Here is a 24,958-nt window from a genome sequence, read left to right as displayed (position 1 = left end):
CAGCGTAAGGCCGTGGCGGGCCTGCTGCGGGTCAGCGCGCGTTGACCAGGGCCGTGCCGGTCGCACGGTCGTGCATGCCGCGCCCGTCGGCATCGGTGAACAGCGCCGGGATGACGAACACCAGCAGCACCTGCCGGGCCAGCGCCCGCACGAACCCGACCGCCACCGGGGCGTCGATCCGCAGCACCCGCAGCTTCAGGAAGTACTGGCCGGGGGTGAACCCGAACAGCGTCACCGCGGCGACGCCGATCACGAACCACACCAGCAGCGGCACCGACGACGAGGCGAAACTGCGGGTGATCACGGCGGCGATGCCGACCGCGATGAACCAGTCGACGAACAGCGCGACCACCCGGCGCCAGGTCGGCGCCAGCGAGCCCGCGCCCTCGCGCGGCAGCCCGTAGAGCTCGCCGGGGTAGCCGGATGTTTCCGGGTCGCCCGGTTCCGCCGGATTGCCGGAGAGCCATGTGCCGGTGATACGCGCCATGGCTTCCAGGATAGTGGCCGGCTATCGCCCGCTCACGACCGCATTAGTGGAGGTCACGTCACCGCGCGGTCGGACGGATGGCAGGATTACGATGCAGGTCGCGCCCGGATGGCAGACATCACCCCGCCTCCGGCACGCGTAACACTGGCGAAACACAGCCTTGACTGTAGGGAAACACCGCGTCCTTAGCGTCAGGTCGCGACGAACCCATGCATCGTGACTGGCTGGGAACCGATCCGTAAGGAGAACAAGTGACGTTCAGCACGGCCGAAGAGGTCATCCAGTACATCAAGGAAGAGGACATCGAATACGTCGATATCCGCTTCTCCGACCTGCCCGGCGTCCAGCAGCACTTCTCGATCCCGGCCAAGGCGTTCACCGCCGACCTGGCCGAAGAGGGTCTGGCGTTCGACGGCTCCTCGGTGCGTGGCTTCCAGTCGATCGACGAGTCGGACATGCTCCTGCTGCCCGACTTCAGCACCGCTCGGATCGACCCGTTCCGTGCCGCGAAGACCCTGAACCTGAACTTCTTCGTGCACGACCCGTTCACCCGTGAGGCGTACTCCCGCGACCCGCGCAACATCGCGCGCAAGGCGGAGGAGTACCTGCGTTCGACCGGTATCGCCGACACCGCGTACTTCGGTGCCGAGGCCGAGTTCTACATCTTCGACGGCATCCGCTACGGCTCGGGCATGAACGGCTCGTTCTACGAGATCGAGTCGGTCTCGGGCTCGTGGAACACCGGCAAGGAGTTCAACCCGGACGGCAGCCGCAACCTGGGCTACAAGGTCCGCAACAAGGGTGGCTACTTCCCCGTCGCCCCGTACGACCACTACGTCGACCTGCGCGACAAGATCTCGACCAACCTGCAGAACGCGGGCTTCGAGCTCGAGCGCGGCCACCACGAGGTCGGCACCGCCGGTCAGGCCGAGATCAACTACAAGTTCGGCACCCTGCTGGGCGCTGCGGACGACCTGCAGCTGTTCAAGTACATCGTGAAGAACACCGCGTGGCAGGAAGGCAAGTCTGTCACCTTCATGCCGAAGCCCCTCTTCGGTGACAACGGCTCGGGCATGCACGTGCACCAGTCGCTGTGGAAGGACGGCAAGCCGCTGTTCCACGACGAGGCCGGCTACGGTGGGCTCTCGGATCTGGCGCGTCACTACATCGGCGGCATCCTGCACCACGCCCCGTCGCTGCTGGCGTTCACCAACCCGACCGTGAACTCCTACCACCGTCTGGTGCCGGGCTACGAAGCCCCCATCAACCTGGTGTACTCGCAGCGCAACCGCTCCGCCGCGGTCCGCATCCCGGTCACCGGCAACAACCCGAAGGCCAAGCGCATCGAGTTCCGCGCGCCGGACTCCTCGGGCAACCCGTACCTGGCCTTCGCCGCCATGATGATGGCCGGCCTGGACGGCATCAAGAACAAGATCGAGCCGCTGGCTCCGGTCGACAAGGACCTCTACGAGCTGCCGCCCGAGGAGGCCAAGAACATCCCGCAGGCCCCGACCAGCCTCGCGACGGTCATCGACCGCCTCGAGCAGGATCACGACTACCTCACCGAAGGCAACGTCTTCACCGAGGACCTGATCGAGACCTGGATCCAGCTCAAGCGCGACAACGAAATCGCGCCGGTCAACCTGCGTCCGCACCCGTACGAGTTCGAGCTCTACTACGACGTGTAAGCCTGACCTGCGGGAACGGGCCTGATCGGCCCGTTCCGTCCGCAGTGGGTACGCAGTAGACGGTGTCGAGTCCACCCGCTCCGTGATCACCCATGATCACGCGGCGGGTGGACTCGTCTGTACCGGGCGCCCGTGTGTCGAGCCGCGTCTGCGTGGCCGCGAGCCTGCACGACCGCGATGGTCGCGCTGCCCGCACTCGGCGGCGAGGTCGGGGCCGTGCTTACCGCGCTACGCGCCACCGAGCGACATGGACGTCACTGTGCGCGTCGAGCAACCGTCCGGCGCGGTCTGTCCCGCCAGACGTTCATCGATCCACCGCAGGACCGCGGGAGTCGCGCTGATCGCCAGACTGACGTGCTCGCTCAACAGGTCTCGCGTGTAGGTGATCGGCGCCCCCGCCGCGCACCACTGCGCCACCGCCTTGTCGGGTCCGGCGATGGTGACGATCTCGTCGTGCACGGCACTGTAAAGGAACAGCGGCGCCGTCGAGGCCACGGCGCTGAAGTCCAGCGCGTCCAACGACGGTCGTATCTCCTCGAGCAGGCGTGTGAACGGGATCGTCAGGTAGTCGTCCATGCGCACGAACGCGTGCTGAGCGACGTTGGCCGTCACGCATTTGCTGTCACCCGCTGCCAGCAGAGCGCGTCCGGCAGGCGTCAGATACTTGTCGAAAGCCGCCGCCAGACGCGGGTCGGCGCGCAGCATGCCCGGCAGGAGCGACGGCAGGAAACCGGAGAACGGACCGGCGTCGAGCGTTCCCAGGTAGCTGCCGATGGGCGCTGTCCAACCACCCATGGCGACTCCGACCAGTTGTATTTCCGGAGCGTAGGTCGGCTGCACGTGCGCGGCCCAGCTGGTGCCGATCGACCCGCCGGAGTAGCCCATCGCGGCCACCGGGGTCTCGGTGCCGGGCAGGCCGAGCGGCGCGAAGCCCTGGGCGGCGCGCACTCCGTCGAGCGCGGCGTAACCCGGCTGTCTCGGGGTGAACAGCGTCCCCTTCGGCCCCTCCCAGTCGGGGATGGAAATCGCATGACCGGACGACAGCATCTGGTCGATCTGGATGAGGTCCAGCGAGGAGTCGTACTTGTCGGGCGCTCCCTGCCGGAGCACGAACGAGGGCGCGCACTGCGGGGCCGAGGCATCGGTGGCGGGCAGATAGGAGATCAAGCCTTTGACCTGTCCGGTCCGTGGCCGCAGCACCGTCGTCACGGTCGCCATGGGTCGGCCGTCGGTATCGGTCGACCGGTACAGCAACTGCCAGGCATCGGCGTCTTGTGCCTGGGGTTGCAGCGAGGCCACCTCGACGGGTCGCGAATGCAGGACGGTGCCTGGCGCCGCCGAGTCCCAGCCCGACGGCGGCGTGTAGAACGGATCGTTCTGCGGAGTTGTCAGCGGGTCCGCATGACCGATCGCTATCGAAGTGCCGGTCAAGCACAACACTGCCGAAACTGCGATCACCGCCGAGCGCAGGTGACGGCGTTGGACTGCCGAACCCCATGCGCCACCGGGCGAAACGACACTGCCTGTCATTCGATCTTCCCTCCCGGGGGACCACAGCCCGCGAATCCCCCTGAAGGCAGTCAGGCTATCTCCCGAGATCGGGCTGGTAACCCGAACGACGAAGATCGCGTCGGGTTCGACGACCGTCGCGAAGCGCGGGAGAGCAGGCCGGCGGCAATACGCTGCGGCTGTGGAGTTTTCGGAGGTGCTTCGGGCCGCAGACCAGCCCTCGGCCCGCGTCCAGCGGCGTCGGCGTGGGGCGAATGCTGTGGTGCGGGACGGGCGGTGGGGAAATCCCTGGGGGCGGTGCGTAGTCGGTGCGGGGCGCGACCCGGACTAGCGGGCGGCGAGCTTGGCGTGGATGGCCGCGACGAAGGCGGTGGGGTCGGGGTGGGGGCCGGGGCCGAGGTTGAAGTGGCTGTGGTCGGCCCAGGAACCGAGGGTGGTGGCGTCGGAGCGGTCCGGGGGCTGGAAGGCGGCGCGTTCGAGGGTGAAGATCCGGATGTCGTCGGAGTCGTCGGGGAGGACGACGGCGACGAAATGCGCCTCCACGGGGGCGGCCGGCGTCGGGAGCTGGACCAGCAGGAGCCGGAATCCGTCGCCGTCGAGGCGTCGGCCGGTGATGTCGTCGCAGGGGAGCCGGTCGGCGGGGGCCAGTCGCTCACCGACGCTGTCCCAGAGGTATTTCAGCTGTTCGGTGTAGCCGAACGGCGGTTCGTCGGTGACCATGCGCGCGCCGAGCCGCTGCGCTAGGTCGGGCAGGACCCGATGGGCGAATTGGTAATGATGGGTTCTCGGCTCAGCCACAGTGGGTCCCTCCCGTGACGAGCGAGAATTCCCCGCCCGTGCCGGAGAAACTACCCCTTCGCTCCGACACCTGCCCCGCGGGTCCGCGCGGTGCCCGATCTGCGAGCTTTCAGGCTCGGACGAACAGCCGCAACGATTCGTCGACGACGGCGGCGCGGGTCCGCCCGTCCGGATCGGCGTCCGGGCGCAGCCAGATCGAGGCGTGGTTCAGGATGCCGTGCAGGCAGTGCAGCGCGACCGGCGGGTCGGGGCAATCGAATTCGCCGGCGGCGATGCCCGCGTCGACGACCTCGCGGAAGAGCCGGTCGTGCCGCCTGCGCATGGTCTTGATCGCCTCGGTGTGCTCGGCGGGCCACGGCGCCGGGAACGAGAAGAGCTTGCCCACTTCGGGATACAGCACGGTGAGCACCCGCAGCTGCTCGTCGACGAGCGCGCGCAGCCGTTCGGCGGCCGACCGATCCGCCGCGCCGTCGAGGGCCGCGCCGAGATGGGTCAGCACATCGGAGGTCAGCTTCTCCAGCGCGGCGGAAACCAGCGCGTCCTTGCTCGGAAAGTAGTGGTAGAGGGTCGCTTTCGCGATGTCGGAGCGCTCGGCGACGTCCTCGAAGCGCATTCCCTGATAACCGCTGCTCGACAGGATCTGCAACGCGGCATCGATCATCTCCGCCTTGCGGCGGTCGCGGCGTCTGGCCGCGCGCCCGGCGAGCGCGACGCTCTCGTCCGCCATCGAAGTCATCGGCCGATCATATCGGGGCCGCCGGCGGGCGTGCCGGGGCAAGTCGCCGCTGTGAGGTCGACCACAAGGATGATGAATCGACTAGCGAGATGAAAATTCGACCCTTAGGTTGAGTTTTGTGACGGAGACGATCGCCCCCAGCTACTTCCAGCGCGTCGGCACGCACCGCTTCGTGCCCACCGTCCACGCGGGCGGCGCCTGGGACCTCGACGAACAGCACTTCAGCCCCCTCGGCGGCCTGATCGTCCACGAGATCCTGCGCACGCGGGCGCGCGAACAACGTCCCGCACTGACCCTGAGCCGGATCAGCTTCGACATCCTCGGCCGGATCGGCTTCGAGGAATTCGACATCGACGTTCGGATCGTCCGCCCCGGCCGCACCATCGAACTGGTGGAGGCCACGGTCACCATCGCCGGCCGCGCCGTCGTGAGCGCCCGCGCCTGGCTGCTCAGTGATCAGGACACCGACAGCGTCGCCGGCGGCGAGCCCGATCGGCTGCCCGCCCCGGACACGCTGTCCTCGTGGCCGCTCAGCTCGATCTGGCCCGGCGGCTATATCGCCACCCTCGACACCCGGCCCGTCGGGCATCCGCAACCCGGGCGAACCGGAGCCTGGATCCACTCGGCGGTGGAGCTGGTGGCCGGCGAGCCGAGCGAGCCGCCGGCGTCCTTCATCGCGCTGGTCGACACCGCGAACGGCATCGCGGTCCGGCAGGAACCCACCAAGTGGATGTTCCCCAACGTCGATCTGACGATCCACCTGTACCGGCAGCCCGAGGGCGAGTGGACCGGCCTCGACACCAGTGTCACCTTCGGCCACGCCGGCCAGGGCCTGACCAGCACCGTGCTGCACGACGTGCGCGGACCGGTGGGCGTTGCCCAGCAGATCCTCACCGTCCGCCCGCAACCGCAGCCCTGATCCGCGGCCCCCGGATCTCGGGGCTGGACGCGCGCGACGCGACCGGCGATAGTCCATCCGTGCAATGGGGTGCGATGGTGGCGCGGGTGGCCGCCGGTGTGGCGTTGGTGCTTGGTATGGCGGCGCCGGTGTCGGCCGAACCGGTGAATGTGGCGTTCCAGTGGACGCAGGACTATCTGACCGCCCCCGACGGCACCCGCCTGCACGCCGACATCCTGCGTCCGCACGGCATCGCCGACGACGTGCGCACCCCGGTGCTGCTGACGGCCAGCCCCTATCGCGCGCACCTGGCCTACCTCACCCAGCCGCGCCCCGAGGGCGGCCCGTCGACCGACAACCTGCCGGTCGAGTGGGCGTTGAAGGCCGGCTACACCTACGTGATCGTGGATCTGCGCGGCTTCGGCGGCTCCAACGGCTGCCCGGATTTCGGTGGCCCGGGGGAGCAGTCCGATGTCGCCGCCGCCGTCGAGTGGGCCGCGAGCAGGCCCTGGTCGACCGGCCGGGTCGGCGTGGTCGGCACGTCCTACGAGGGCTGGACCGGGATGCTCGCGCTGGCCGCGAAGCCGAAGGGTCTGGCCGCGGTGGCCGCGTTCGAGCCGGTCGTCGACCCGTACACCTACCTGTACATGCAGGGCGTCTCGTGGAAGTTCGGCGGAAAACCGTTGACCGAGGACGGACTTCGCCCCGCCGACCTCGCCGGCCCCGAACACCTCGCTATCGCCCACACCCCCGGACGCTGGGACGACTCACCCGAATATCAGGCCAACGCTGTCGCGCTGACCAAGGAATGCACCGACAACTATCTGGCCCTCACCACCGACCACGACGGCGCCAACCCGGGCTGGCACGACCGCGACATCGTCGAGGACCTGCGCGGCAACACCACCCCGCTGTTCCTCGGCCAGAGCTTCCTCGACTCCAACACCCGCGCCGATCGTGTCTTGGACGCCTGGCAGGCGATGGGTCCCGGTGAGCACCGGGCCTGGTTCGGCCAGTGGGGGCACTCCGATTGCCGTAGCCGCTGCGGCACACCGCATTTCACCGACGAACTGGCCGCGTTCCTGGACCGCCACGTTGCCGGTGCCGCCGTCGAGGTGCCAGGTCCACCGGTCACCGTCGGCCAGTTCGACGGCGGCTGGCGCGGGGAAAGCGTCTGGCCGCCGGTCGATTCCGAGCGTGTTTCCGTCGACCTGCGCACCGGCACCTACACCGATCGCGGCCTGCTCCCCGGCCCCGACCGCGAGATCTGGTCGATCTCGGCGCCCGTCACCGAAGCGCTGCACCTCGCGGGCCGGGCGGCAGCGACCGTTCGGCTCTCCGGACCGCCGGAAGCGACGGTCGCGCTGGAGCTCTACGACATCGCCCCCGACGGCCGCGCTACCGTGCTGACCCGCGGCATCGCTCCGGTCCGCCCGGAGGCCGCGGTCCGCCTGCTGTGGCAGGACGCCCGCCTGGCCACCGGCCACCGGCTCGGTATCCGGATCACCGACGTGGTCGACGACGTCTGGTCACACACCCCGGCCAACGCCGCGGTCACGGTGACCGGGGCCCGCCTCGAACTCCCGCTGCTCACCTCCGCGCGGGAGACGAATCTGCCCGGCGGCGTACCGATCTGGCACGCCCGGTGGCGGACCGAGGAGACGATCCAGCTCGACCAGGGTCTGCTGAACGACCCCGCGCGCGTCGTCGACCTGCGCAATCCTGTCCGTTGAGTCACCGAGCCCGTGGGGCCTCGTCTCCGAAGCCTCGGGCTGCCGAGCCGCAGAGTTGTGGGGGAGCTCCGCGCAGTCGTGGTCGTGGTTGCTGAGCGCAAGACCGCGGTACCCTCAGTGCCGCAACAAGGCGGCCGCGTCCCGGCAGAGTCGGTCGACGATCGCGGCCGCGGGCTCGATGTGGGTGATCAACCCGACGCCCTGTCCCGCGTCGACCGGCGCGATGGTCGCGTCGTCGACGGCGATGGCCGCGCGCAGCAGGTCCGCGTCCGGCCGGGTCTCGTCGAGTTCCGGGCGTGACCACGGATCGGTGAAGTCGTTGCGCAGCACCCGCGCCGGATAGATCGGCGGCCACGGCAGGTCGAGCGTCTCGTCGAAGGCCGTGGTCACCACCGTGTGGGTGGAATCGGCCGCGAGCATCGCGCGGCGCGCGTTCTCGGGCAGCAGGGATTCCTCCGCCGCGGCCAGGCACGTTCCCAACCAGGCCCCGGCCGCGCCCGCCGCCAGCACCGCGGCCAGGGTGCGCCCGGAACCGATCCCGCCCGCCGCCAGCACGGGCACGGTCGCGATGTCGAGGACGGCGTCGAGCAGCGGCAGCAGCCCGAGGCGGTCGGCACCGTGCCCGCCGCCCTCACACCCCCGCGCGACCAGCACGTCGATCCCGGCATCCTGTGCGCGATGCGCCCCCGGCACGTCGTAGACCTGGGTGATCGCGACAATCCCCGCGTCTTGTACCACCGGCACCCAGGAGAAGTCGGTACCGAAACTGATCGACAGGGCACGGGGTCCGGCGGCGATCGCGACGTCGAGCAGTCCGGCCTCGCGCTGCCGCACCCAGTCGACCAGCCCGATCCCGAACGCCGCGTCGCCGGTGAGCGCGAGCTCACGCTCCAGCGCGGCCACCGATCCGGCGCTGCCCATTCCGATCATTCCGAGCCCGCCCGCCGCGGTCACCGCCGCCGCGAGCCGTCCGCCCGCCGCCCCGCCCATCGGCGCGTTCACCACCGGCACGCGCAGGCCGAGCGAACGCGACCACGATGTCGCCAGGATGTCGAGCTCCGGTGTGGTGGTCATGGGCGCAACCCCTCTCGTCGTGGCTGGGCTCACCCATCATGCCAAGAGCGCCCAATGCTCCCGGGCACGGCGTTCGCGAACCGCCGGGCAACGCATCGTCCGGCGCGTATGTTCGACAGCAGTGCCGCGACGACCGACGGGGGTTCGGATGACGATCAGGGACCGGCTCGAGCAGGCGGTCACGACGCCGCCGATGATCTTCGGCGACCCGGTGCCGACCGCCGACGGCGCGACCGTGATCACCGTCGCCCGCGGCGGCGGATTCGGCCGAGCCGCCCGTCCGGTCGGCGTGTTCGTCATCCACGACGGCCGCGCCCACTGGACGCCCGCGGTCGACACCAACCGGATCGCTCAGCTCGGCGAATGGATCGGCCTGCTCACGGGCGTGATCGCGGCGCTCACCCTGCTGCGCCGGCCGCCGTGGCCCGACCTGGGCCGCCGCTGAGCCCGTACAGGGCCAGCGTTTCGAAGCGCTGCCAGGCGGTCGCCGGCGCGACCGGATCGTTCGGCTCGATCACGGCGCCGAGGAACCCGACCAGTCCCCACGACAGGAACGCGACGGTGTCGCCGGGCAGCTCCTCGACCAGTTCGCCGATCAGGTCGGCCACGCACCGTTGGTAGGCGTGCAGCACCGTCGTGGTCGCCTTCGGCCCGATCAACGGTCGGTAGACCTCCGGATACCGCGCGGCGAGGGCGAACATCACCCGCAGCGGTGCGAGCGGTGAGCCCGGCACGGTGGTGCGGGCGATCTCGCGGCGCAGATACTCGGTGCAGCTGACCAGCAGCAGGTCGTCCTTGTCGCGATAGTGCGCGTAGAAGGTGGAGCGCCCGACATCGGCGCGCTCGATGACGTCGCTGACCGTCACCCGGTCGTAGCCGCGCTCGATCATCAGCTCGATCAGCGCGCGGTGCAGGTTGTCCCTGGTCCGGCGGACCCGGCGATCGGTGTGCTCGGCCATCGTTCCTCCACGGGACGGATTCCGCGGATGTGTCCGGAAACGGACAGATCCGGCGATTCTGATCCTGGTCGCCGCCGTGGCCGCGTCCGATCATGGACCCATGTCAAGAAACCAGCTTCTCACCCCCATGTTCGTCGAGGACAGCGACACCGGCATCGTCATCGCGGGCCTGCGCCGGTACAACCTGTTCACCACGGTGTTCTTCCTCGGCAGGCAGCGTCGCCTGCTGGCCGAGTTCGTCGCGGCGGCCGGTATCGCGCCGGGGCAGCGCACGCTCGATATCGGCTGCGGGCCGGGCAAACTCGTGCGCGCCTCGGGTGCGGTGACCGGCGCGTCCGGTGCGGCGGTCGGGGTCGACCCCTCGGCGATCGCCGTCGCCGACAATCGGCAGCGCGATCGCGCGGCGCAGCACCGCTACGAACAGGCGCCCGCCCAGGACCTCCCCTTCGCCGACAGCGAATTCGACGTCGTCACCTGCACTTTCGTCATGCACCACATCCCCGCGCAGCACCGCGCGGCCGCGATCACCGAGATGTGGCGGGTCCTGCGCCCCGGCGGCCGGTTGCTGCTGGCCGACGCCTCGCTCACCCCGCGGGCGCGCCGGATTCTCGCCCCGTTCTTCGGCGGCGGCAACCCCTTCGCCGATGCCGACATCCGCCACTACACCGACCAGCTGGGAACGGCCGGTTTCACCGAGCTCGAGTACACGCAGAGCAAGTACCAGACCGGCATCCTCACCGCCAGGAAGCCGCGCTGATTGTCGGTGGCCTCGGCTAGGGTCGATCTCGTCACGATCCGAATCGAGCACGGGGGTGCGATATGGAGTTCGATCAGCGGGAATCCGAGGCGCGGGCGTTCGCCCTCGAGTCCCACGGCGACCAGCGCTACGGCGAGCATCCGTATATCACCCACCTCGCGGCGGTGCGGGCCGTCCTCGACGACTTCGGCTACGACGGCGCGGTCGGTACCGCCGCCTGGTTGCACGACGTCATCGAGGACACCCCGGTCACCGCCGAGGAGGTCGAATCCCGTTTCGGTCGTGAGGTTCTCGATTTGGTCTGGGCCGTCACCGGGATCGGCCCCGACCGCAAGGCCCGAAACCTGAACGCCTACGCCAAGATCGCCGCCCACCCGCCGGCGGTGATCCTCAAACTCGCCGACCGCACCGCCAACGCCGAGGCCAGCCCGCCTGACAGCAGCTGGATGGGCATGTACCGCACCGAACACCCCACCTTCAAAGCCCACCTGGGCGAACTGCTCACCGACGACCCGACGGTGGCCCGCATGTGGGAACGCCTCGAACGCCGACTCGACCTGTCGGTAGCCGCCCCGACCGACCAGTGGGCCGAGATCGACCGGCTGGTCGCGGCGGGGGAGCACGCCGAAGCCATCGCGGCAGTGCAGGCGGCGTTCGACTGCAACCCCGGTGAAGCGGAACTCATTCTCGCCGAACGTTCTTGAGGTCGCTGCGCCGGCTGGTGGCCCTGCGATGCCGGTGGCGGACATCCAGCTGCTGTGGTCGATGCCGCCACCGGTCGCCCGATGTCCTCGCGGCCCGATCCGGATGACAGATCAGCCCGCCGACGCCGCGTCGCGGAGCCGCGTCGCGACCGCTGCGGCGAGATTCTCGTCCAGCTGTTCGTGGCCGGTGGTGCCCCCACCGCCCGGTCCACCGTCATCGGCGACGACGCGACGGGCCGAGAGGTGGACCGCGTCGACGCCGATGCGACGCAGTGCGGGGATATCGGCCACCGTGATGCCGCCACCGGCCATGATCTGGAGTCGGCCCGCCGCCTGGTCGACCATGGCGGCGAGCTCGTGGAGACCGGCGGCGCAACACGTCGCGCCGCCGGAGCTGAGGACTCTGGTCATGCCCGCCGCGATCAGGCGGTCGATCGCCGCCGACCGGTCACCGATCTGGTCGATGGCCCGATGGAAGGTGAGCTCGATGCTGTCGACCGGAACGCCGTCGAGGATGCGTTCCAGCGCGTCGAGGTCGACCCGGTGCGCGGGCGTGAGCGCCCCGACGACGAGCCCGGCCGCCCCGGCCGACACCGCCGCCTTCGCATCGGCGTTCATCACCGCGATCTCCTCGGCCTCGGAATATACGAACCCGCCCGCCCGACAGCGGATCAGCGCGTGCACCGGAATCCCGGTGGACACGACCGCCTCGATCATCCCGATGCTCGGCGTCAGCCCACCGGTACTACCCAGCGCCGCGCACAATTCCACCCGATCCGCGCCGACCCGGCGGGCGCCGACCGCACCCGCCACGTCCTGCACCGCGAACTCGAGCGCGGTCATCTCAGAACGACTGCCAGGCAGGTTTGTTCGCCAGCGCGTACTTGTAGTAGTCGGCCAGCTTCAGCTTGCTCGCGGCGGCCTCGTCGATCACCACGGTGACGTGCCGGTGCCACTGCATGACCGAGGCCGGGCAGAAGGCGGACAGCGGCCCCTCCGCGGCGGCGGCGATGGCGTCGGCCTTGCCCGCGCCGAGCGCGATCATCACCAGGTGCCCGGCTTCGCCGATCGTGCCGAGACCCTGGGTGAGGACATGGTGCGGCACGTCGTCGGGCCCGTCGAAGAAGCGGGCGTTGTCCTTGCGGGTCTGTTCGGTGAGCGTCTTCACCCGGGTGCGCGAGGTGAGCGCCGAGCCGGGTTCGTTGAAGCCGATGTGCCCGTCGGTGCCGATGCCGAGCAATTGCACGTCGACCCCGCCCGCCGCGGCGATGGCGGCGTCGTAGCGCCTGCCCTCGCCCGCGATGTCCCCCGCCTCGCCGTTCGGGCTGAGTACCCGCGCCGGATCGAGATTCACGTGATCGACGAATTCGGAACGGATCACCGAGAAGTACGACTGCGGATGCTCTTTCGGCAGTCCGACGTACTCGTCGAGCAGGAAGGCGCTCGCCGTCGAGAAGTCGAGTTCGCCCTCGCGATACCGTCGCGCCAGCTCCTGATAGCTGCCCAGCGGCGACGACCCGGTGGCCAGGCCGAGGATCGCGTTGCCGCGCTCCACATAGCCGCCGACGATATCGGCGACCGTGGTGGCCACCTCGTGCTCGTCCGCCCGGATGACGATTTCCATCAGGTTCCTTCCGTTCCGGCGACGTACACCCGCCGCGGCTGCAATGACTGATCGGTGACGAGAAGATCGGCGCGCATGCCGACGGCGAGGACGCCCCGGTCGTGCAGACCGAGCACCCTGGCAGGCGTGCGAGTGGCGGCGGTGACGGCGACGACCAGCGGAATCCGCGCCTCCCGCACCGTCCAGCGCAGCACATCGAGCAACCGCGCGGTCCCGCCCGCGATCGCGCCCGGTGTCCCGTCCGCCGTGGCGAGCCGGGCGACGCCGTCGCGCACGCGCACATCCAGCGCCCCCAGCTGATAGTCACCGTCGCCGAGCCCGGCCGCCGCCATCGCGTCGGAGACCAGCGCGATCTGCTCGGGCCCGACCGTGTCGAACACCATCGCCACGGTCTCGGGCGCCAGATGCACGCCGTCGGCGATCAATTCGAGCACCATCTCGCCCCGACCGGCGGCGGCCAGGCAGGCGGCGACCGGGCCGGGGGAGCGGTGGTGCAGGGGCGGCATGCCGTTGAACAGGTGCGTCGCGGTGACCGGTCCACCGGTCGCGTCCGCGATCCGCGCCGCCGTCGTCGCGGCGTCGGCGTCGGTGTGTCCGAGACTGGGCAGCACATCGTTGCGGCGCATGGCCGCGAGTAGTTCCGCGAAGTGCGCGGTCTCCGGCGCCAGCGTCATCGATCGGACGGTGCCGCGCGACGCCGCATAGATCCGCTCGAACAACGTGGGATCACCGGGAATGATCGCCGCGGGATCCTGTGCGCCACAACGGCATGCGTTGAGGAACGGCCCCTCCAGGTGAATCCCGAGCAGTACGCCGTCATCCACGAGATCGGCGAGCAGCTCCGCCTGCCGAAGCAACACCTCCGGCTGCGCGGACACCAAACTCCCGAGCAACCCCGTCGTCCCCTGACCGCGGTGATTCGCCGCCGCGACCCGCGCACCCTTCGTATCGGCGTTGGGGAATCCGAATCCGCCACCACCATGGCAGTGCACGTCGATCAGGCCCGGCAGCACCAGCTCGTCACCCGCCGAGGGAAGTTGCCCCGCCGCAGGATGATCCGCAGCCCCACCCACCCAGATGATCCGGCCGTCCGCGAATTCGACCACCCCGTCGGCGATCTCACCGCCGGGCGTCCCGACAAGCCGTCCCCGCACGACACCTCGTGCGCTCACCGCGCCGCCCACCGGCTGTGGTCGGTTGCTCGCGTCGGCCACCGGCCGTGGTCGGCTGCCCGCACCGGCTGTTGCCTGAGGCCGGTTGGTCGCTGCGCGGTGGCAACGAAGGGGCCCACAAAATGGCCCCGCACACACCCATCGTGCGACGGCCCGACCACCGGCCGGACCGCCCACACCGTCCTCCGATTCATGCCCGCCCGACGATCGCCGCGACCGCCTCGCGCGCCACCTGCGGATTCCGGGCCGCGCACGCGGCATCGGCGGCGTCGCGGCAGGTCTCGATATCCACCGCCGACAACGCCGCCCGCACCCCGGGCAACGCGGGCACCGACATCGACAGGCTCGTCACCCCGAGCCCGACCAGCACCGGCGCCAGCGTCGGATCCGACGCCGCCTCGCCACACACGCCGACCGACTTCCCGGCGGCCGTCCCCGCCGCGCCGACCATCGCGATCAGATCGAGCACCGCGGGCTGCCACGGATCGAGCAGATGGGCGAGCCCACCCGCCATCCGATCGACCGCGCAGGTGTACTGGCTGAGATCGTTGGTCCCGATGCTGACGAAGTCCAGATGCGCCAGCAGATCGGCCGCCCGCAGCGCCGCCGCCGGAATCTCGATCATCGCGCCGACCTTGCGCAGCCCCGATTCCCTGGCGAGCGCGGCGAATCCGGCGGCCTCGTCGGCGGTGGCGACCATCGGCGCCATCACCCACAGGTCCGCTCCGGTGGCCTCGCCCGCCCTGGCCAGTGCGGTGAGCTGGGTGGCCAGGGTGTCGGGGAACACCGTCCCGATCCGCAGCCCGCGCACACCCAGCGCGGGGTTCTCCTCGGTCCCCAGATCGAGGAACGGCAGCGGCTTGTCCGAGCCCGCGTCGAGCGTGCGGACCACGACCTTGCGACCGGCGAACGCTTCGAGAACCGTGGTGTAGGAGGCGATCTGCTCGTCCAGGCTCGGCGCCGTCGCCTTGCCGAGATACATGAACTCGGTACGGAACAGCCCGACGCCTTCGCTGTCGACGGGGCCCGCCTTCTCGGCGTCGTCGACGGTCCCGATGTTCACCAGCAGCTGCACCGGCGTCCCGTCGGCGGTATGCCCCGGCCCGCTGGCCGCCGCCAGCCGCGCCGCGTCGGCCGCCGCCTGCTCGATCGCGGCCTGCTGCCGCAGCGGACTCGGATCGATCACGACATCCCCGGTGCTGCCGTCGAGCAGGACCGGCGCGTCCTCGATCAGCCGGTCGGTGTCGGGACAGTTCACCACCGCGGGCAGCCCCAGCGACTTCGCGAGAATCGCGGTGTGACTGGTCGGCCCGCCCTCGGTGGTCAGCAGCCCGACCACCTCGCTGTCACCGAGCATCGCGGTATCGGCGGGCGCGAGATCCCGGGCGACCAGGACGAACGGATGGCCGGGCTCCGGAATGCCCGGCATCGGTTCCCCGAGCAGCACCGCGACGGTGCGCCCGCCGATATCGCGCAGGTCGGTCGCGCGCTCGGCCATGTACCCGCCGAGCGCCTCGAGCTTGGCGCAGAAACCCTCGAACGCCAGGTGCACCGCGTGCGCCGTCGGCATCCCGTCGGTCAGCTGCTTCTCGGTGGCGGCGACGATGCCAGGGTCGCGGGCCATCGTCGCCGACATCGACAAGATCTCCGCCGCGACGCCGGTCACCCGACCGGCCCTGGCCTGCATCTCGTCGGCCACACCGCCGAGCGCCGCCTTGACCCGGACCATCTCGTCCTCGACCGAGCCGCCGACCGGATCCTGCGCCGAGGTCGCCAGCTGCGAACCGAACCGCAGCCACGGCGCGCACACCACGCCGGGGCTCACGCCGAGGCCGCGGATCACCTGTTCGCCCATCAGGCGGCGTCCAGATCCGAGGCCACCAGCGCGGCCAGGCTGTCGAGCACCGCGTCGTCGTCGGCGTGCAGGGTCACCTCGGCGCCGTGGCCGGCGCCCAGGGTCATGACGGCGAGCACGCTGGCCGCGTCGACCGGTTCGCCCGCTCCCAGCGAGATCCGCACCGGTACTCCGGTGGCCTGCACGGCCTGGGTGAATTTCGCTGCGGGCCGGGCATGGAGCCCCACCTGGGATCCGACGACGACTGTGCGGGTGGTCATGTCCTCACTCACCTTCCAATTTCTTGTCCAGCTTCGATTCGACTTCGGCGACCAACGGCGCGTCGGTGCGAGTATCTCCGGTCGCCTCCAGCGCCGCCTCGGCTTCGGCCGTGGCGACATCGGGCGCGCCCACCTCGACATCGGTCTCGGCTTCGCGGCCGGGCGTGCGCAGGTTCCACTTCTTGATCACGAAGCTGAACAGCACGTAGTAGATCACCGCGTAGCCCAGGCCGATCGGGATCAGCAGCCACGCGTCGGTCGCCTTGCCGAAGTTCAGCAGATAGTCGATCGCGCCCGCCGAGAACGTGAATCCGTCGTGGATGCCCAGCGCGTTCACCAGCGCCATCGAGGTGCCGGTCAGGATCGCGTGCACCACATACAGCGGCCACGCCACGAACATGAACGAGAACTCCAGCGGCTCGGTGATGCCGGTGACGAACGCGGTCAGACCGGTCGAGAGCATGATGCCGCCGACCAGCTTCTTCTGCGACGGGCGCGCGTTGTGCCAGATCGCCAGCGCGGCGGCGGGCAGCGCGAACATCATGATCGGGAAGAAGCCGGTCATGAAGGTGCCCGCGGTCGGGTCGCCGGCGAAGAACCGGTTGAGGTCGCCGCGCACGAGCTGGCCGGAGGCGTCGGTGTAATCGCCGACGAGGAACCACACGGTCGAGTTCAGGATGTGGTGCAGGCCGGTCGGGATGAGCAGCCGGTTGGCCGCACCGTAGATGCCGCCACCGATGACGGTGTTGTCGGCGACCGTCTCGCCCACCCAGGTGAGCGCGGAGTTGAACGCCGGGTAGAGGAACGACATGCCGACACCGACGACCAGACCGGTGATCGCGGTCAGGATCGGCACCAGCCGCCGACCGTTGAAGAAGCCCAGGAAATCCGGCAGTTTCGTGCGGTAGAACCGCTGCCACAGGATCGCCGAGAGCAGACCCATCACGATGCCGCCGAGGACGCCGTAGTTGATCAGCGCCTGCGCGCCCTTCGGATCGGTCTTGCCCTCCAGCACGATCGGGGACATCGCTTCGAACACGCCGTTGATCACCATGTAGCCGACCACCGCGGCCAGCGCCGTCGATCCGTCGGCCTTCTTGGCCCAGCCGATCGCGATGCCGACGGCGAAGATCAGTGGCAGCCAGGTGAACACGGCTTGACCGGCCGCCGAGATGACCGACGCGGTGCTCTCCAGCGCGGAGAACCGGCCGAGGAGATCGGCCTGGCCGAGGCGCAGCAGGATGCCCGCCGCGGGGAGCACCGCGATCGGCAGCATGAGGCTGCGACCCAGGCGCTGCAAACCCGCGAACACCTTCGATTCTTGCTTGGGGCTGTCGGTAACGGCAGTCATGTCGACCTTCTTCGTGCCGGGTTTCCGGCGGTCTCGGCGAGCCGAACGGACTTGGGAGTCGGTCCGGGTTAACTGTTGTGAACCGGTGACCCTGACGGGTACTGTCCGGTCATAACCAGTTGTAAGTTTGACCAGGTGGCTGTCGGATGTCAACCGCGAAATATGACGTGGCGCACATTCGAGGCTCCCATACTGGAACCGGCAACCACCGCGGAAAGGGAGAACACATGTCCAAAGCGGAAGCGATCGTCAAGGGTCTGGGTGGCGCGGACAACATCGTCGAGATCGAGGCCTGCATCACCCGGTTGCGCACCGAGGTGAAGGACGGCAGCAAGGTCGACGAAGCCGCCCTCAAGGCCGCGGGCGCGCACGGCGTCCTCAAGGCCGGCTCGGTCGTGCAGGTCGTCGTCGGCCCCGAAGCCGACACCCTCGCCGAGGACATCGAGGACATCCTGTGAGCGTGCCCGTCCTCGCTCCGCTCGCGGGCAAGGTCGTCTCCTTGGCCGACGTCCCCGACCCGGTCTTCGCCGGTCAGATCGTCGGCTCGGGCGTGGCGATCGACCCCGACCGCACCCGGGGCACCCTCACGGTTACCGCCCCCATCGCGGGCAAGATCCTCAAACTCCACCCGCACGCCTTCGTCATCCTGGGCAGCGGCGTCGGCGTCCTCGTCCACCTGGGCATCGACACGGTGAAGCTGAAGGGCGAAGGCTTCGGCCTGCTGGCCGCCGAAGGCGACGAGGTCGAGGCAGGCGCCCCGATCGTCACCTTCGACCCCACCGAGATCGCCGCCACCGGCAATTCCCCGATCTGCCCGATCGTCGTGATGGACTCCCCGAAGGACTCGATCGTCAGCGACGCCGTCGGCACCGAGGTGGATTCCGGTGTCCTGCTGTTCGATTCGCCGTAGCAGACCCAGCTGACGCGCGGCGCGTGCGCGGGCAGGCTACCGGCCTGCGGCACGACGCCGCCCCGCGCGTCAGCTGGTCTCGCAGCCGATCCCATCGTTGTCGGTGTCGAGCCCGTACTCGTCCGGCCCGATCACCCGAACCCGTCCCGTGTACGCGGGACCGTTCCCGTCGCCGCCCGCGCAGTCGACGTCGGCGGCGAACGGCACGCACGGGTCATACGACGGATGACAGTCCCCGCCGGGTGACGGAGGTGGCGGCGGACAGAACTGGCTGGACCCGCTGTTGCACAAAAAGTCGGTGACCGGATCGGCACCGGCTTCCACGGGCAGGGCGAGGACGACGGCGATCGCGGCGCCAGCGGTCGATCCGAGGACGGCGGCTGTTCTCATGACTACTCCGATCATTCGACACACGCACCGGCCAGTCTCCCGCAAACTCCGCGCAACCAGCCGGTCGGAGACCGAATCGTTGACTCCGGAGTGAACCACGGGCCGCGCCGCCACGTACTTCGCTACAGCGGGCCGATCGGTCCGTGACACAGCCAGGGAGGATCGACGTGGCCGCAACGGAGCAGACCAGTGAGCAGTTCGCCGACCGGCTGTTCGGCGCGGCACTCGGCGCCGTCGACATCCTCGCGGTGCACCTCGGCGACCGGCTCGGCTGGTATCGGGCACTGGCCGAGCACGGTCCCGCCGACGCCGTCGAACTGACCGCGCGCGCCGGCGGCGACCTGCGCTACGCCAGGGAATGGCTCGAGCAGCAGGCCGCGACCGGTGTGCTGACCGTCGACGGCGACGGCCGCTTCACCCTCCCCGCCGGTCCCGCCGAAGTCCTCACCGATCCCAGCAGCCTGAACTACCTCGCGCCGCTGGCCAGAATGCTGGCCGGTGCCGCGGTCCAGCTGCCCGGCCTGATCCGCGCCTACCGCGAGGGCGGGGGCGTCGGCTGGTCCGAATACGGCGTGGACATGCGCGAATCGCAGTCCGACATGAACCGCCCATGGTTCGAGCACCGTCTCGCCATCGACCTGGCCGGCGTGCCGGATGTGCACGCGAGACTCGCAGGCCAGGACGCCCGCGTCGCCGATGTGGGCTCCGGCGGCGGCTGGTCGTCCATCGCGCTGGCCCGCGCCTACCCGGAACTGCGGGTCGACGGCTACGACATCGACGAACCCTCGGTCGTGATGGCCCGCGACAATGCCGCCGGCCTCGGCGACCGCGTCCGCTTCCACCACGGCGACGCCGCGACCGACCTGCCCGAAGCCACGTTCGACGCGGTGTTCGCCTTCGAATGCCTGCACGACATGCCCCACCCCGTCGAGATCCTCACCGCGATGCGCAAGGCCCTGCGGCCCGGCGGCGTCGTGATCGTCATGGACGAAGCCGTCGACGCGGAATTCACCGCACCGGCCGGCGATGTCGACCGCCTGATGTACGGCTTCAGCCTGCTGATCTGCCTGCCTGACGGCATGGCCCACCCCGGTTCGGCGGGCACCGGCACCGTCCTGCGCACCGCGAAACTGGCCGAGTACGCCGAGCGGGCGGGCTTCGCCGCCGTCGACGTCCTCCCGATCGAGGACTTCGGGTTCTGGCGCTTCTACCGGCTGACCGTCTGACGCACCGGCTCGTCCTGCACCGTCCACTGCGCGGCCAGCGCGTCGAAATACCGCTGGCTGCTCCACAATCGGTAGTTGCCGATCACATACACCCGCCGCCGCGCCCGCGACACCGCCGCATTGAGCACATTCGGATTCATCGCCGCCCAGCGCCGCGACCCACCCGCGGCGGGCGAGGTCCCGAGAATCAGCACGACCACCTCGGCCGAATTCCCGTGCATCGCATGGACGGTTCCCACCTGATGCGCGGCGAACTCCGGCCCGAGCACCTCCTGCGCGACCTGCCGCGCCCCGCGCGCGACATCCCGGAACGGGCTGACCACTCGGATATCGCCGGGCGACACCCCGTCCTCGGTCAGCTGGGCGAGCAACTCGGCCAGCGCCTCGCCCTCCCCGGGAATCCAATTCCCTTCCGCCCGGGCCGATCGCACATCGATCCACCGATCCTGCCCGGGGAACTCCGGCCGTTCCGGCGTCCCGAAGATCAGCAGATCCTCGTCGTAGGCGATCCGATGCGTCAGCTCGAAGATCGGCAGATCACTGCGCCGATGCACCCGCAACGGTGCCCCGACCCACACCGGTTCGGCGGCATCGGCGGGCGCCAGCCACGTCCCGAACCGCACCCCGCGATCGGCCGCCCGCCGCGCCGACGCCAGGTCCGGCATCCACTCCGCGTCGAGCCCGAACTGCCGCACCAGCGCCTCCTGCGCCGAGGTCGGCAATGTCTCCATCGGCCCCAGCTGACGATGATCACCCACGATCACCGCCCGCCGCGCCCGCCACAGCCCTCCGGCCACCGACTGCGGCGCGGCCTGCCCGGCATCATCGACGAACAACCAGCCCAGCGCCTCCCGCCCGAGCCCCTCGAACAACCGCGGCGCGGCCGTGAACGTCGTGACCACCAGCGGCACCGCCAAGAACAGCGTCTGCCAGGCGGCGGCGACGGTTTCCGGCTTCGGCGCCTCGGCCAGCTCACCCCGGATCAGCGCGATCGCGACGATCAGGTTGTCGCGCACCCGCGGCGCCGCGTCGAGCAGGAACGCCCGATGCAGCCGCAACGCCGACAGGAACAGCTCACGCCGCGCCGTCGCGTACTGCTCGTCGGCCCACGGATTGCACAGCTGGAACCGTTCGTCGTCCCCGGCGGCATCGCCGAACGGGATGGTGTCGGCCCAGTTCTCGCGCGCTCGCTCGATGATCTCCAGCGCCGCCTCGCGTCGCGCGGTCAGCTCCCGATGCGCCCGGATGAGCGCGCGCCCGTGCTCGGCCGCCTCCGCCCACTGCGCCCGCGTGTACTCGACCTCGGTCTGCCGCCGTCGCATTTCCGATTCGGCGATATGCCGTTCACGCAGCAGCTCGTTGCTGCGGGCACTCCAGCGCCGCCCCGCGCTGAACCCGGTCGACGCCGACGCCGCGAACCCCGGCTTCTGCCCACCGTGCTCACTGAGCAACTTGCCGACGCGATGCTGGGTGGCCTGCGCCGCCCGCAGGTGCTCGGTCGCCAGCTGATGCCGATCCCGCCAATGCGCGTGCGCGGTATCGGCATTGGCGATCTCCGCCGCGATCGACCGCAGCCGCTCATGCATGTCGGGCAGCTCGGCCACCGCGTCGGCGACGTCCTGCCGCTCCTGGGCGAGTCTGCGCACCTCGGCGCGCCGCCCGGCGAAGTCCTGCACCGCCGTCGACCAGTCCGGGACCGAATCCGGGTCGGCCTCGGCCTGTTTGAGAATGTCGAGCATGCCGCCCGCGGTCGACCCGGAGAAGTGTTCGGTGGCGAATCGGTCGCCGAACCAGAACCGCTCGCCGAAGCTCCGCCGCTGATCGCCGAGCGCCGCGGCGACCAGACCCCACGCGGGTTCGTCGCCGACGAGATCGGCCAGCTCGGTGAAATGGTCGAACTCGCGATCGATGGCGTCGCGGCGCTGGATCTCGGTGACGACGTCGGCCGCGGCTTCCTCGCTGCCCGTCGTCAGCACCACCTCGAACCCGGTGACATTCGACGCCAGCCGATGCGCGCCCACCGTGTAGTTCTTCGCGACCTGCACCTGCTCGGTGATCCCGGTGAACACGTCGAGCGGATTGTCGAACGAGGCCAGCTGCGCCGCCCGCTCCACCACGATCGCCGCCAGCAGATCGCGCAGCATCGTCGTCGTGCCGGTCCCCGGCGCGCCGTGCACCGCGAAAATCCCCGCACTGTCACGCAATCCGGCCAGCGCCTGATCGACCGCGAACTGCTGTCCCGACACCAGCGGATCACCCGGCCAGCGGCCGTCCGGAACCAGATGCGGGAGCAGCCCTTCGACCACCACGTCCTGGCGCTCGCGGACATCGATGCGTTCATCGACGGGCAGCGTCTCGGTGGCCGCGAGATAGTCCTGCAGCGCGGCACCGACATCGCCGCGCTCGACGGCCGCCGCCAGCGTGGCGAGGTCCGCGCGCAAACCGCTGTTCAGCCGATCCTCGCCGGGGACACTGTCGCGCGCCGCCACCTGCACACACGCGACGCGCACGCCACCCGCGCGCAATTCCGACCGAATCCCCAGCGCCCCACACAGTTCGCCGGTGAACGTCTGTAGATCCCGCCCGGTGAGCCGCGGCGCCTCGGCCGGTTCCTCCGGGTCCCGGGGTAACAGTCGCTCGGCGAAGGCCAGCGCCGACATGCCGGCGAGCCCGGGGGAGATGACCCCGTCCGCGCCCGCCGCGATCAGCGAAGCCCCGACACCACGACCGACCACGTCCAGCGCCCGCCACCGGGGCGAGTGCTGGACCTGTCCGGGATCGGCGGCCGCGGCTTCGCGGGTCAACGTATCGAAGGCCGCCGTGAACGCAGCCGAATCATGCTCGAACCCCTCGGCCCAGCCACTGTCCGCCGGACCGGGCGACCGCAACCGATTCACCGCCCAGGCCAGCCCCGACAGGCTCGCCGAACCACCGACGACCACCCCGTCCTCGGTCAGTGTCACCGCGAAAGCGGCAGTGGTACCGGCACGCCGGGCATCGGCTTCGAGCCGGTCCTCCCCGAACGCCCGAACCAGCGCCTCCCGCGCCCGCCCGATTCCGAACAGTCCGCCGTACACCACGAACTGCCACACTCGCCCCGCCTTCAGCGGCGGAAGCGCGGCCAGGTCTTCCCACGGCGCGAGATCGTCGGCCGCCGGCTCGACCACGAGTCCGTCCTCGGGCAGCGCCCCGACCTCGGGAACCCGCTGCGGACCGAACAACTCCACGGTCTGCCAGAAACGTACGAGCCGCGCGGCGTGCTCGGATCCGCCCACGATGCACCCCATTCCGTCGGCCATCATGACAACCCCGATCACGGTACGCGATCGCGATTCCCCGAGCACGGCACCCCGATGGTCTCGCCGCGCGTGGCGAGACCATCGGCGCAGGTCCTACAGTCGCGGCAGGCAGCCGGCGGCCCGCAGCCGCGCCGCCAGCGACGAGTTCACCAGTGCGCTCGACCCACCGCCGCCGCCCAGCGCGACGAGCACGTCACCACCCAGCCCGGCACCGACCGAGCACCCGAGCACCGACACGTCGATGTAGATGTTCTCCTTCTGCTCCGGCTCCGCGGCGGCCGAGCCCGCCCCCACGACTGTGGCGGCCGCAACAGCCAGCCCGACCACTACCGCCTTGACGATTCGCACAATGTCCTCCTGAAAAGCGCTGATCAGCGCGATGATCGGAATCGGTCCGCGCAGCTCCCGGACCGACCGACAGGGTTGACCGATCCTTCGCCGAGGAAACGTCGTCCCCGAAATTGCATCGCCGCCCATTCCTCGCCAACCGCACGCCGACCCGGCACGACGCCTCAGCGCAACATCATCTCCGCGACAGCCTTGGGCGCGGCAAGCCACTCCCTGACGTTGTTGCGCACCTCGGTACTGCGCCGGCAATCGCAATACGCGACCACCCCGTCGGCCTCGATCCCCGCCGCCCGGCACAACGCCACCGCCCGCGGCAGATGCTGATACTGACTCACGATGATCGCCCGCTCGATCCCGAACATCGACCGCGCCCGCTCACACGTCTCCCGCGTCGACAGTCCCTCCCCATCGGCCTTCACGATCGCCGGATCGATCCCGTGCTCGAGCAGATACCGCGTCATCGAGGCGATCTCGTCCCCGGAGCTCCCACCCGCGTCCCCCGACAACAGGATCTGCCCGGCCTTCCCCGCCGCCACCAACTCGATCGCGACATCCAACCGCCCCTGGAGATAGGCCATCGGCGTCCCGTCCTCCGCGACCTTCGCCCCGGGCACGATCACCACCGGCGCCCCCACCGCCCCGCCCACGTCACTGCGATGCCCGGACGACAAGACCCACATCGCCACATTCGCGCCGACCGTGACGAGCACCAGCCCGCCGGCCACCACCAGCCCGACGCCGACCGCTCGCCGCAGCCCCCGCCGCTTCCCACTCCGCTCACCCGCCACGTCGACCCTCCCTTATGTCGTTGCGGCGCCACCGTACCGCCCGTGTGCGACGCGAATACGGGCGTCCGTGGCGACCGGATGGTGCGAAACATCCCCTGACTAGGGAATTTGACATCGCATTTGTCGACACGTAAATTAATTCAAGTCAGAGCGACACGGACACCGACCCGGTACCGAGTACCAGGGAAACGAGGTTGGACGATGAGCGCCGACAACAAGTAGGACAGCTCACCTAGCCCGGATTTGCGTCCGGGCACTTGCGTGCGCTAAGTTTGAACCCTGCCTCGCTGAAGCCCCGACGAAATGTTGCGGGTGGATGCTTGTGCGTGTGTTCTTTGAGAACTCAATAGTGTGTCGATGAATGTCAGTGCCAATATTATTATTGGTTCCGG

Annotated in this window: 25 protein-coding genes; 9 read left to right on the top strand and 16 right to left on the bottom strand. The window is 69.8% G+C overall.

The genetic code is table 11. The features are described from left to right. Positions 1-31: 31 nt before the first annotated feature. The gene (locus ATM97_RS31590; RefSeq protein ID WP_218721835.1) at positions 32-487 is read right to left on the bottom strand and encodes an RDD family protein; all 456 of its coding nucleotides are present in this window, start codon (positions 485-487) and stop codon (positions 32-34) included. 251 nt (positions 488-738) lie between these two features. On the opposite strand from ATM97_RS31590, the gene glnA reads away from it, so the two are divergent. Continuing rightward, positions 739-2,175, top strand: a complete 1,437-nt coding sequence (glnA, locus tag ATM97_RS31585; RefSeq protein ID WP_218721833.1) for a type I glutamate--ammonia ligase — start codon at positions 739-741, stop codon at positions 2,173-2,175. Between the two features lie 228 nt (positions 2,176-2,403). Here the strand turns inward: glnA and ATM97_RS31580 are convergent, their stop codons facing one another. From ATM97_RS31580 to ATM97_RS31570, 3 genes are all read right to left on the bottom strand, one after another. Further along, complete coding sequence (locus ATM97_RS31580) at positions 2,404-3,615, bottom strand: lipase family protein (protein WP_308248691.1); 1,212 nt, start codon at positions 3,613-3,615, stop codon at positions 2,404-2,406. A 396-nt stretch (positions 3,616-4,011) separates the two neighbouring features. Next, complete coding sequence (locus tag ATM97_RS31575) at positions 4,012-4,482, bottom strand: hypothetical protein (RefSeq protein WP_218721830.1); 471 nt, start codon at positions 4,480-4,482, stop codon at positions 4,012-4,014. A gap of 109 nt (positions 4,483-4,591) precedes the next feature. Then, positions 4,592-5,218 (bottom strand): TetR/AcrR family transcriptional regulator, encoded by a 627-nt coding sequence (locus ATM97_RS31570; protein ID WP_218721828.1) that lies wholly within the window; start codon positions 5,216-5,218, stop codon positions 4,592-4,594. Between the two features lie 118 nt (positions 5,219-5,336). Between ATM97_RS31570 and ATM97_RS31565 the strand changes: the two genes are divergently transcribed. Together ATM97_RS31565 and ATM97_RS31560 are read left to right on the top strand one after the other, a co-directional pair. After that, a complete protein-coding gene (locus ATM97_RS31565) occupies positions 5,337-6,137 on the top strand; it encodes a thioesterase family protein (RefSeq protein ID WP_218721827.1) in 801 nt (266 codons plus the stop codon). A gap of 59 nt (positions 6,138-6,196) precedes the next feature. After that, entirely contained in the window at positions 6,197-7,849 is a 1,653-nt protein-coding gene (locus tag ATM97_RS31560; protein WP_308248690.1) for a CocE/NonD family hydrolase, read from the top strand. Between the two features lie 114 nt (positions 7,850-7,963). On the opposite strand, the gene ATM97_RS31555 is transcribed toward ATM97_RS31560, so the two are convergent. Next, on the bottom strand, positions 7,964-8,899 hold the full coding sequence (locus tag ATM97_RS31555) for a nitronate monooxygenase family protein (RefSeq protein WP_218721896.1): 936 nt from the start codon (positions 8,897-8,899) through the stop codon (positions 7,964-7,966). A gap of 172 nt (positions 8,900-9,071) precedes the next feature. Here ATM97_RS31555 and ATM97_RS31550 point away from each other — a divergent pair, with 172 nt between their 5' ends. Then, positions 9,072-9,368 carry a hypothetical protein gene (locus tag ATM97_RS31550; RefSeq protein WP_218721825.1) on the top strand — a complete coding sequence of 99 codons (297 nt, stop codon included), beginning with the start codon at positions 9,072-9,074 and terminating at the stop codon, positions 9,366-9,368. Here the strand turns inward: ATM97_RS31550 and ATM97_RS31545 are convergent. Beyond that, positions 9,322-9,882: a TetR/AcrR family transcriptional regulator gene (locus ATM97_RS31545; protein WP_218721823.1), complete on the bottom strand. Its 561-nt coding sequence runs from the start codon at positions 9,880-9,882 to the stop codon at positions 9,322-9,324. The genes ATM97_RS31550 and ATM97_RS31545 overlap by 47 nt on opposite strands. Positions 9,883-9,982: 100 nt before the next feature. Between ATM97_RS31545 and ATM97_RS31540 the strand changes: the two genes are divergently transcribed. Next, on the top strand, positions 9,983-10,639 hold the full coding sequence (locus ATM97_RS31540) for a class I SAM-dependent methyltransferase (RefSeq protein WP_255588699.1): 657 nt from the start codon (positions 9,983-9,985) through the stop codon (positions 10,637-10,639). Between the two features lie 62 nt (positions 10,640-10,701). Next, positions 10,702-11,343 (top strand): HD domain-containing protein, encoded by a 642-nt coding sequence (locus tag ATM97_RS31535; protein ID WP_218721821.1) that lies wholly within the window; start codon positions 10,702-10,704, stop codon positions 11,341-11,343. A 111-nt stretch (positions 11,344-11,454) separates the two neighbouring features. Here ATM97_RS31535 and ATM97_RS31530 read toward each other — a convergent pair whose 3' ends face one another. The 6 genes from ATM97_RS31530 to ATM97_RS31505 all read right to left on the bottom strand — a co-directional run bounded on the left by ATM97_RS31530 (position 11,455) and on the right by ATM97_RS31505 (position 17,605). After that, positions 11,455-12,186, bottom strand: a complete 732-nt coding sequence (locus ATM97_RS31530; protein ID WP_218721820.1) for a copper homeostasis protein CutC — start codon at positions 12,184-12,186, stop codon at positions 11,455-11,457. 1 nt (position 12,187) lies between these two features. Beyond that, entirely contained in the window at positions 12,188-12,967 is a 780-nt protein-coding gene (gene nagB, locus ATM97_RS31525) for a glucosamine-6-phosphate deaminase (RefSeq protein ID WP_218721818.1), read from the bottom strand. Further along, on the bottom strand, positions 12,967-14,139 hold the full coding sequence (locus ATM97_RS31520) for an N-acetylglucosamine-6-phosphate deacetylase (RefSeq protein ID WP_374104925.1): 1,173 nt from the start codon (positions 14,137-14,139) through the stop codon (positions 12,967-12,969). Before ATM97_RS31520 ends, nagB begins: the two co-directional genes overlap by 1 nt. A gap of 190 nt (positions 14,140-14,329) precedes the next feature. Continuing rightward, complete coding sequence (gene ptsP, locus ATM97_RS31515) at positions 14,330-15,994, bottom strand: phosphoenolpyruvate--protein phosphotransferase (protein ID WP_218721814.1); 1,665 nt, start codon at positions 15,992-15,994, stop codon at positions 14,330-14,332. After that, positions 15,994-16,254, bottom strand: a complete 261-nt coding sequence (locus tag ATM97_RS31510; RefSeq protein WP_218721813.1) for an HPr family phosphocarrier protein — start codon at positions 16,252-16,254, stop codon at positions 15,994-15,996. Before ATM97_RS31510 ends, ptsP begins: the two co-directional genes overlap by 1 nt. A 4-nt stretch (positions 16,255-16,258) precedes the next feature. Beyond that, positions 16,259-17,605 (bottom strand): PTS transporter subunit EIIC, encoded by a 1,347-nt coding sequence (locus tag ATM97_RS31505; RefSeq protein ID WP_218721811.1) that lies wholly within the window; start codon positions 17,603-17,605, stop codon positions 16,259-16,261. 227 nt (positions 17,606-17,832) lie between these two features. Between ATM97_RS31505 and ATM97_RS31500 the strand changes: the two genes are divergently transcribed. Beyond that, positions 17,833-18,063, top strand: coding sequence for a glucose PTS transporter subunit EIIB (locus ATM97_RS31500; RefSeq protein WP_218721810.1), 231 nt, complete (start codon positions 17,833-17,835; stop codon positions 18,061-18,063). Next, the gene (locus ATM97_RS31495; protein WP_218721808.1) at positions 18,060-18,515 is read left to right on the top strand and encodes a PTS glucose transporter subunit IIA; all 456 of its coding nucleotides are present in this window, start codon (positions 18,060-18,062) and stop codon (positions 18,513-18,515) included. The genes ATM97_RS31500 and ATM97_RS31495 overlap by 4 nt, the downstream gene beginning before the upstream one ends. A gap of 69 nt (positions 18,516-18,584) precedes the next feature. Here ATM97_RS31495 and ATM97_RS31490 read toward each other — a convergent pair whose 3' ends face one another. After that, complete coding sequence (locus tag ATM97_RS31490) at positions 18,585-18,905, bottom strand: hypothetical protein (protein ID WP_218721806.1); 321 nt, start codon at positions 18,903-18,905, stop codon at positions 18,585-18,587. Positions 18,906-19,072: 167 nt separating this feature from the next. On the opposite strand from ATM97_RS31490, the gene ATM97_RS31485 reads away from it, so the two are divergent. After that, the gene (locus ATM97_RS31485; protein ID WP_218721804.1) at positions 19,073-20,131 is read left to right on the top strand and encodes a class I SAM-dependent methyltransferase; all 1,059 of its coding nucleotides are present in this window, start codon (positions 19,073-19,075) and stop codon (positions 20,129-20,131) included. Here the strand turns inward: ATM97_RS31485 and ATM97_RS31480 are convergent. From ATM97_RS31480 to ATM97_RS31470, 3 genes are all read right to left on the bottom strand, one after another. After that, positions 20,113-23,433, bottom strand: coding sequence for a DEAD/DEAH box helicase (locus ATM97_RS31480; RefSeq protein ID WP_218721802.1), 3,321 nt, complete (start codon positions 23,431-23,433; stop codon positions 20,113-20,115). The genes ATM97_RS31485 and ATM97_RS31480 overlap by 19 nt on opposite strands. Before the next feature lie 90 nt (positions 23,434-23,523). Next, positions 23,524-23,778: a hypothetical protein gene (locus ATM97_RS31475; protein WP_218721800.1), complete on the bottom strand. Its 255-nt coding sequence runs from the start codon at positions 23,776-23,778 to the stop codon at positions 23,524-23,526. Positions 23,779-23,942: 164 nt separating this feature from the next. After that, positions 23,943-24,503 carry an ElyC/SanA/YdcF family protein gene (locus tag ATM97_RS31470; protein ID WP_308248688.1) on the bottom strand — a complete coding sequence of 187 codons (561 nt, stop codon included), beginning with the start codon at positions 24,501-24,503 and terminating at the stop codon, positions 23,943-23,945. Positions 24,504-24,958: the final 455 nt, after the last annotated feature.

Origin of the sequence: Nocardia sp. MH4 (assembly GCF_019266065.1) — a bacterium.
Lineage (GTDB): Bacteria > Actinomycetota > Actinomycetes > Mycobacteriales > Mycobacteriaceae > Nocardia > Nocardia canadensis.
The sequence above is the reverse complement of the archived record's forward strand: the minus strand, read 5'-3'. Positions and strand labels throughout refer to the sequence as shown.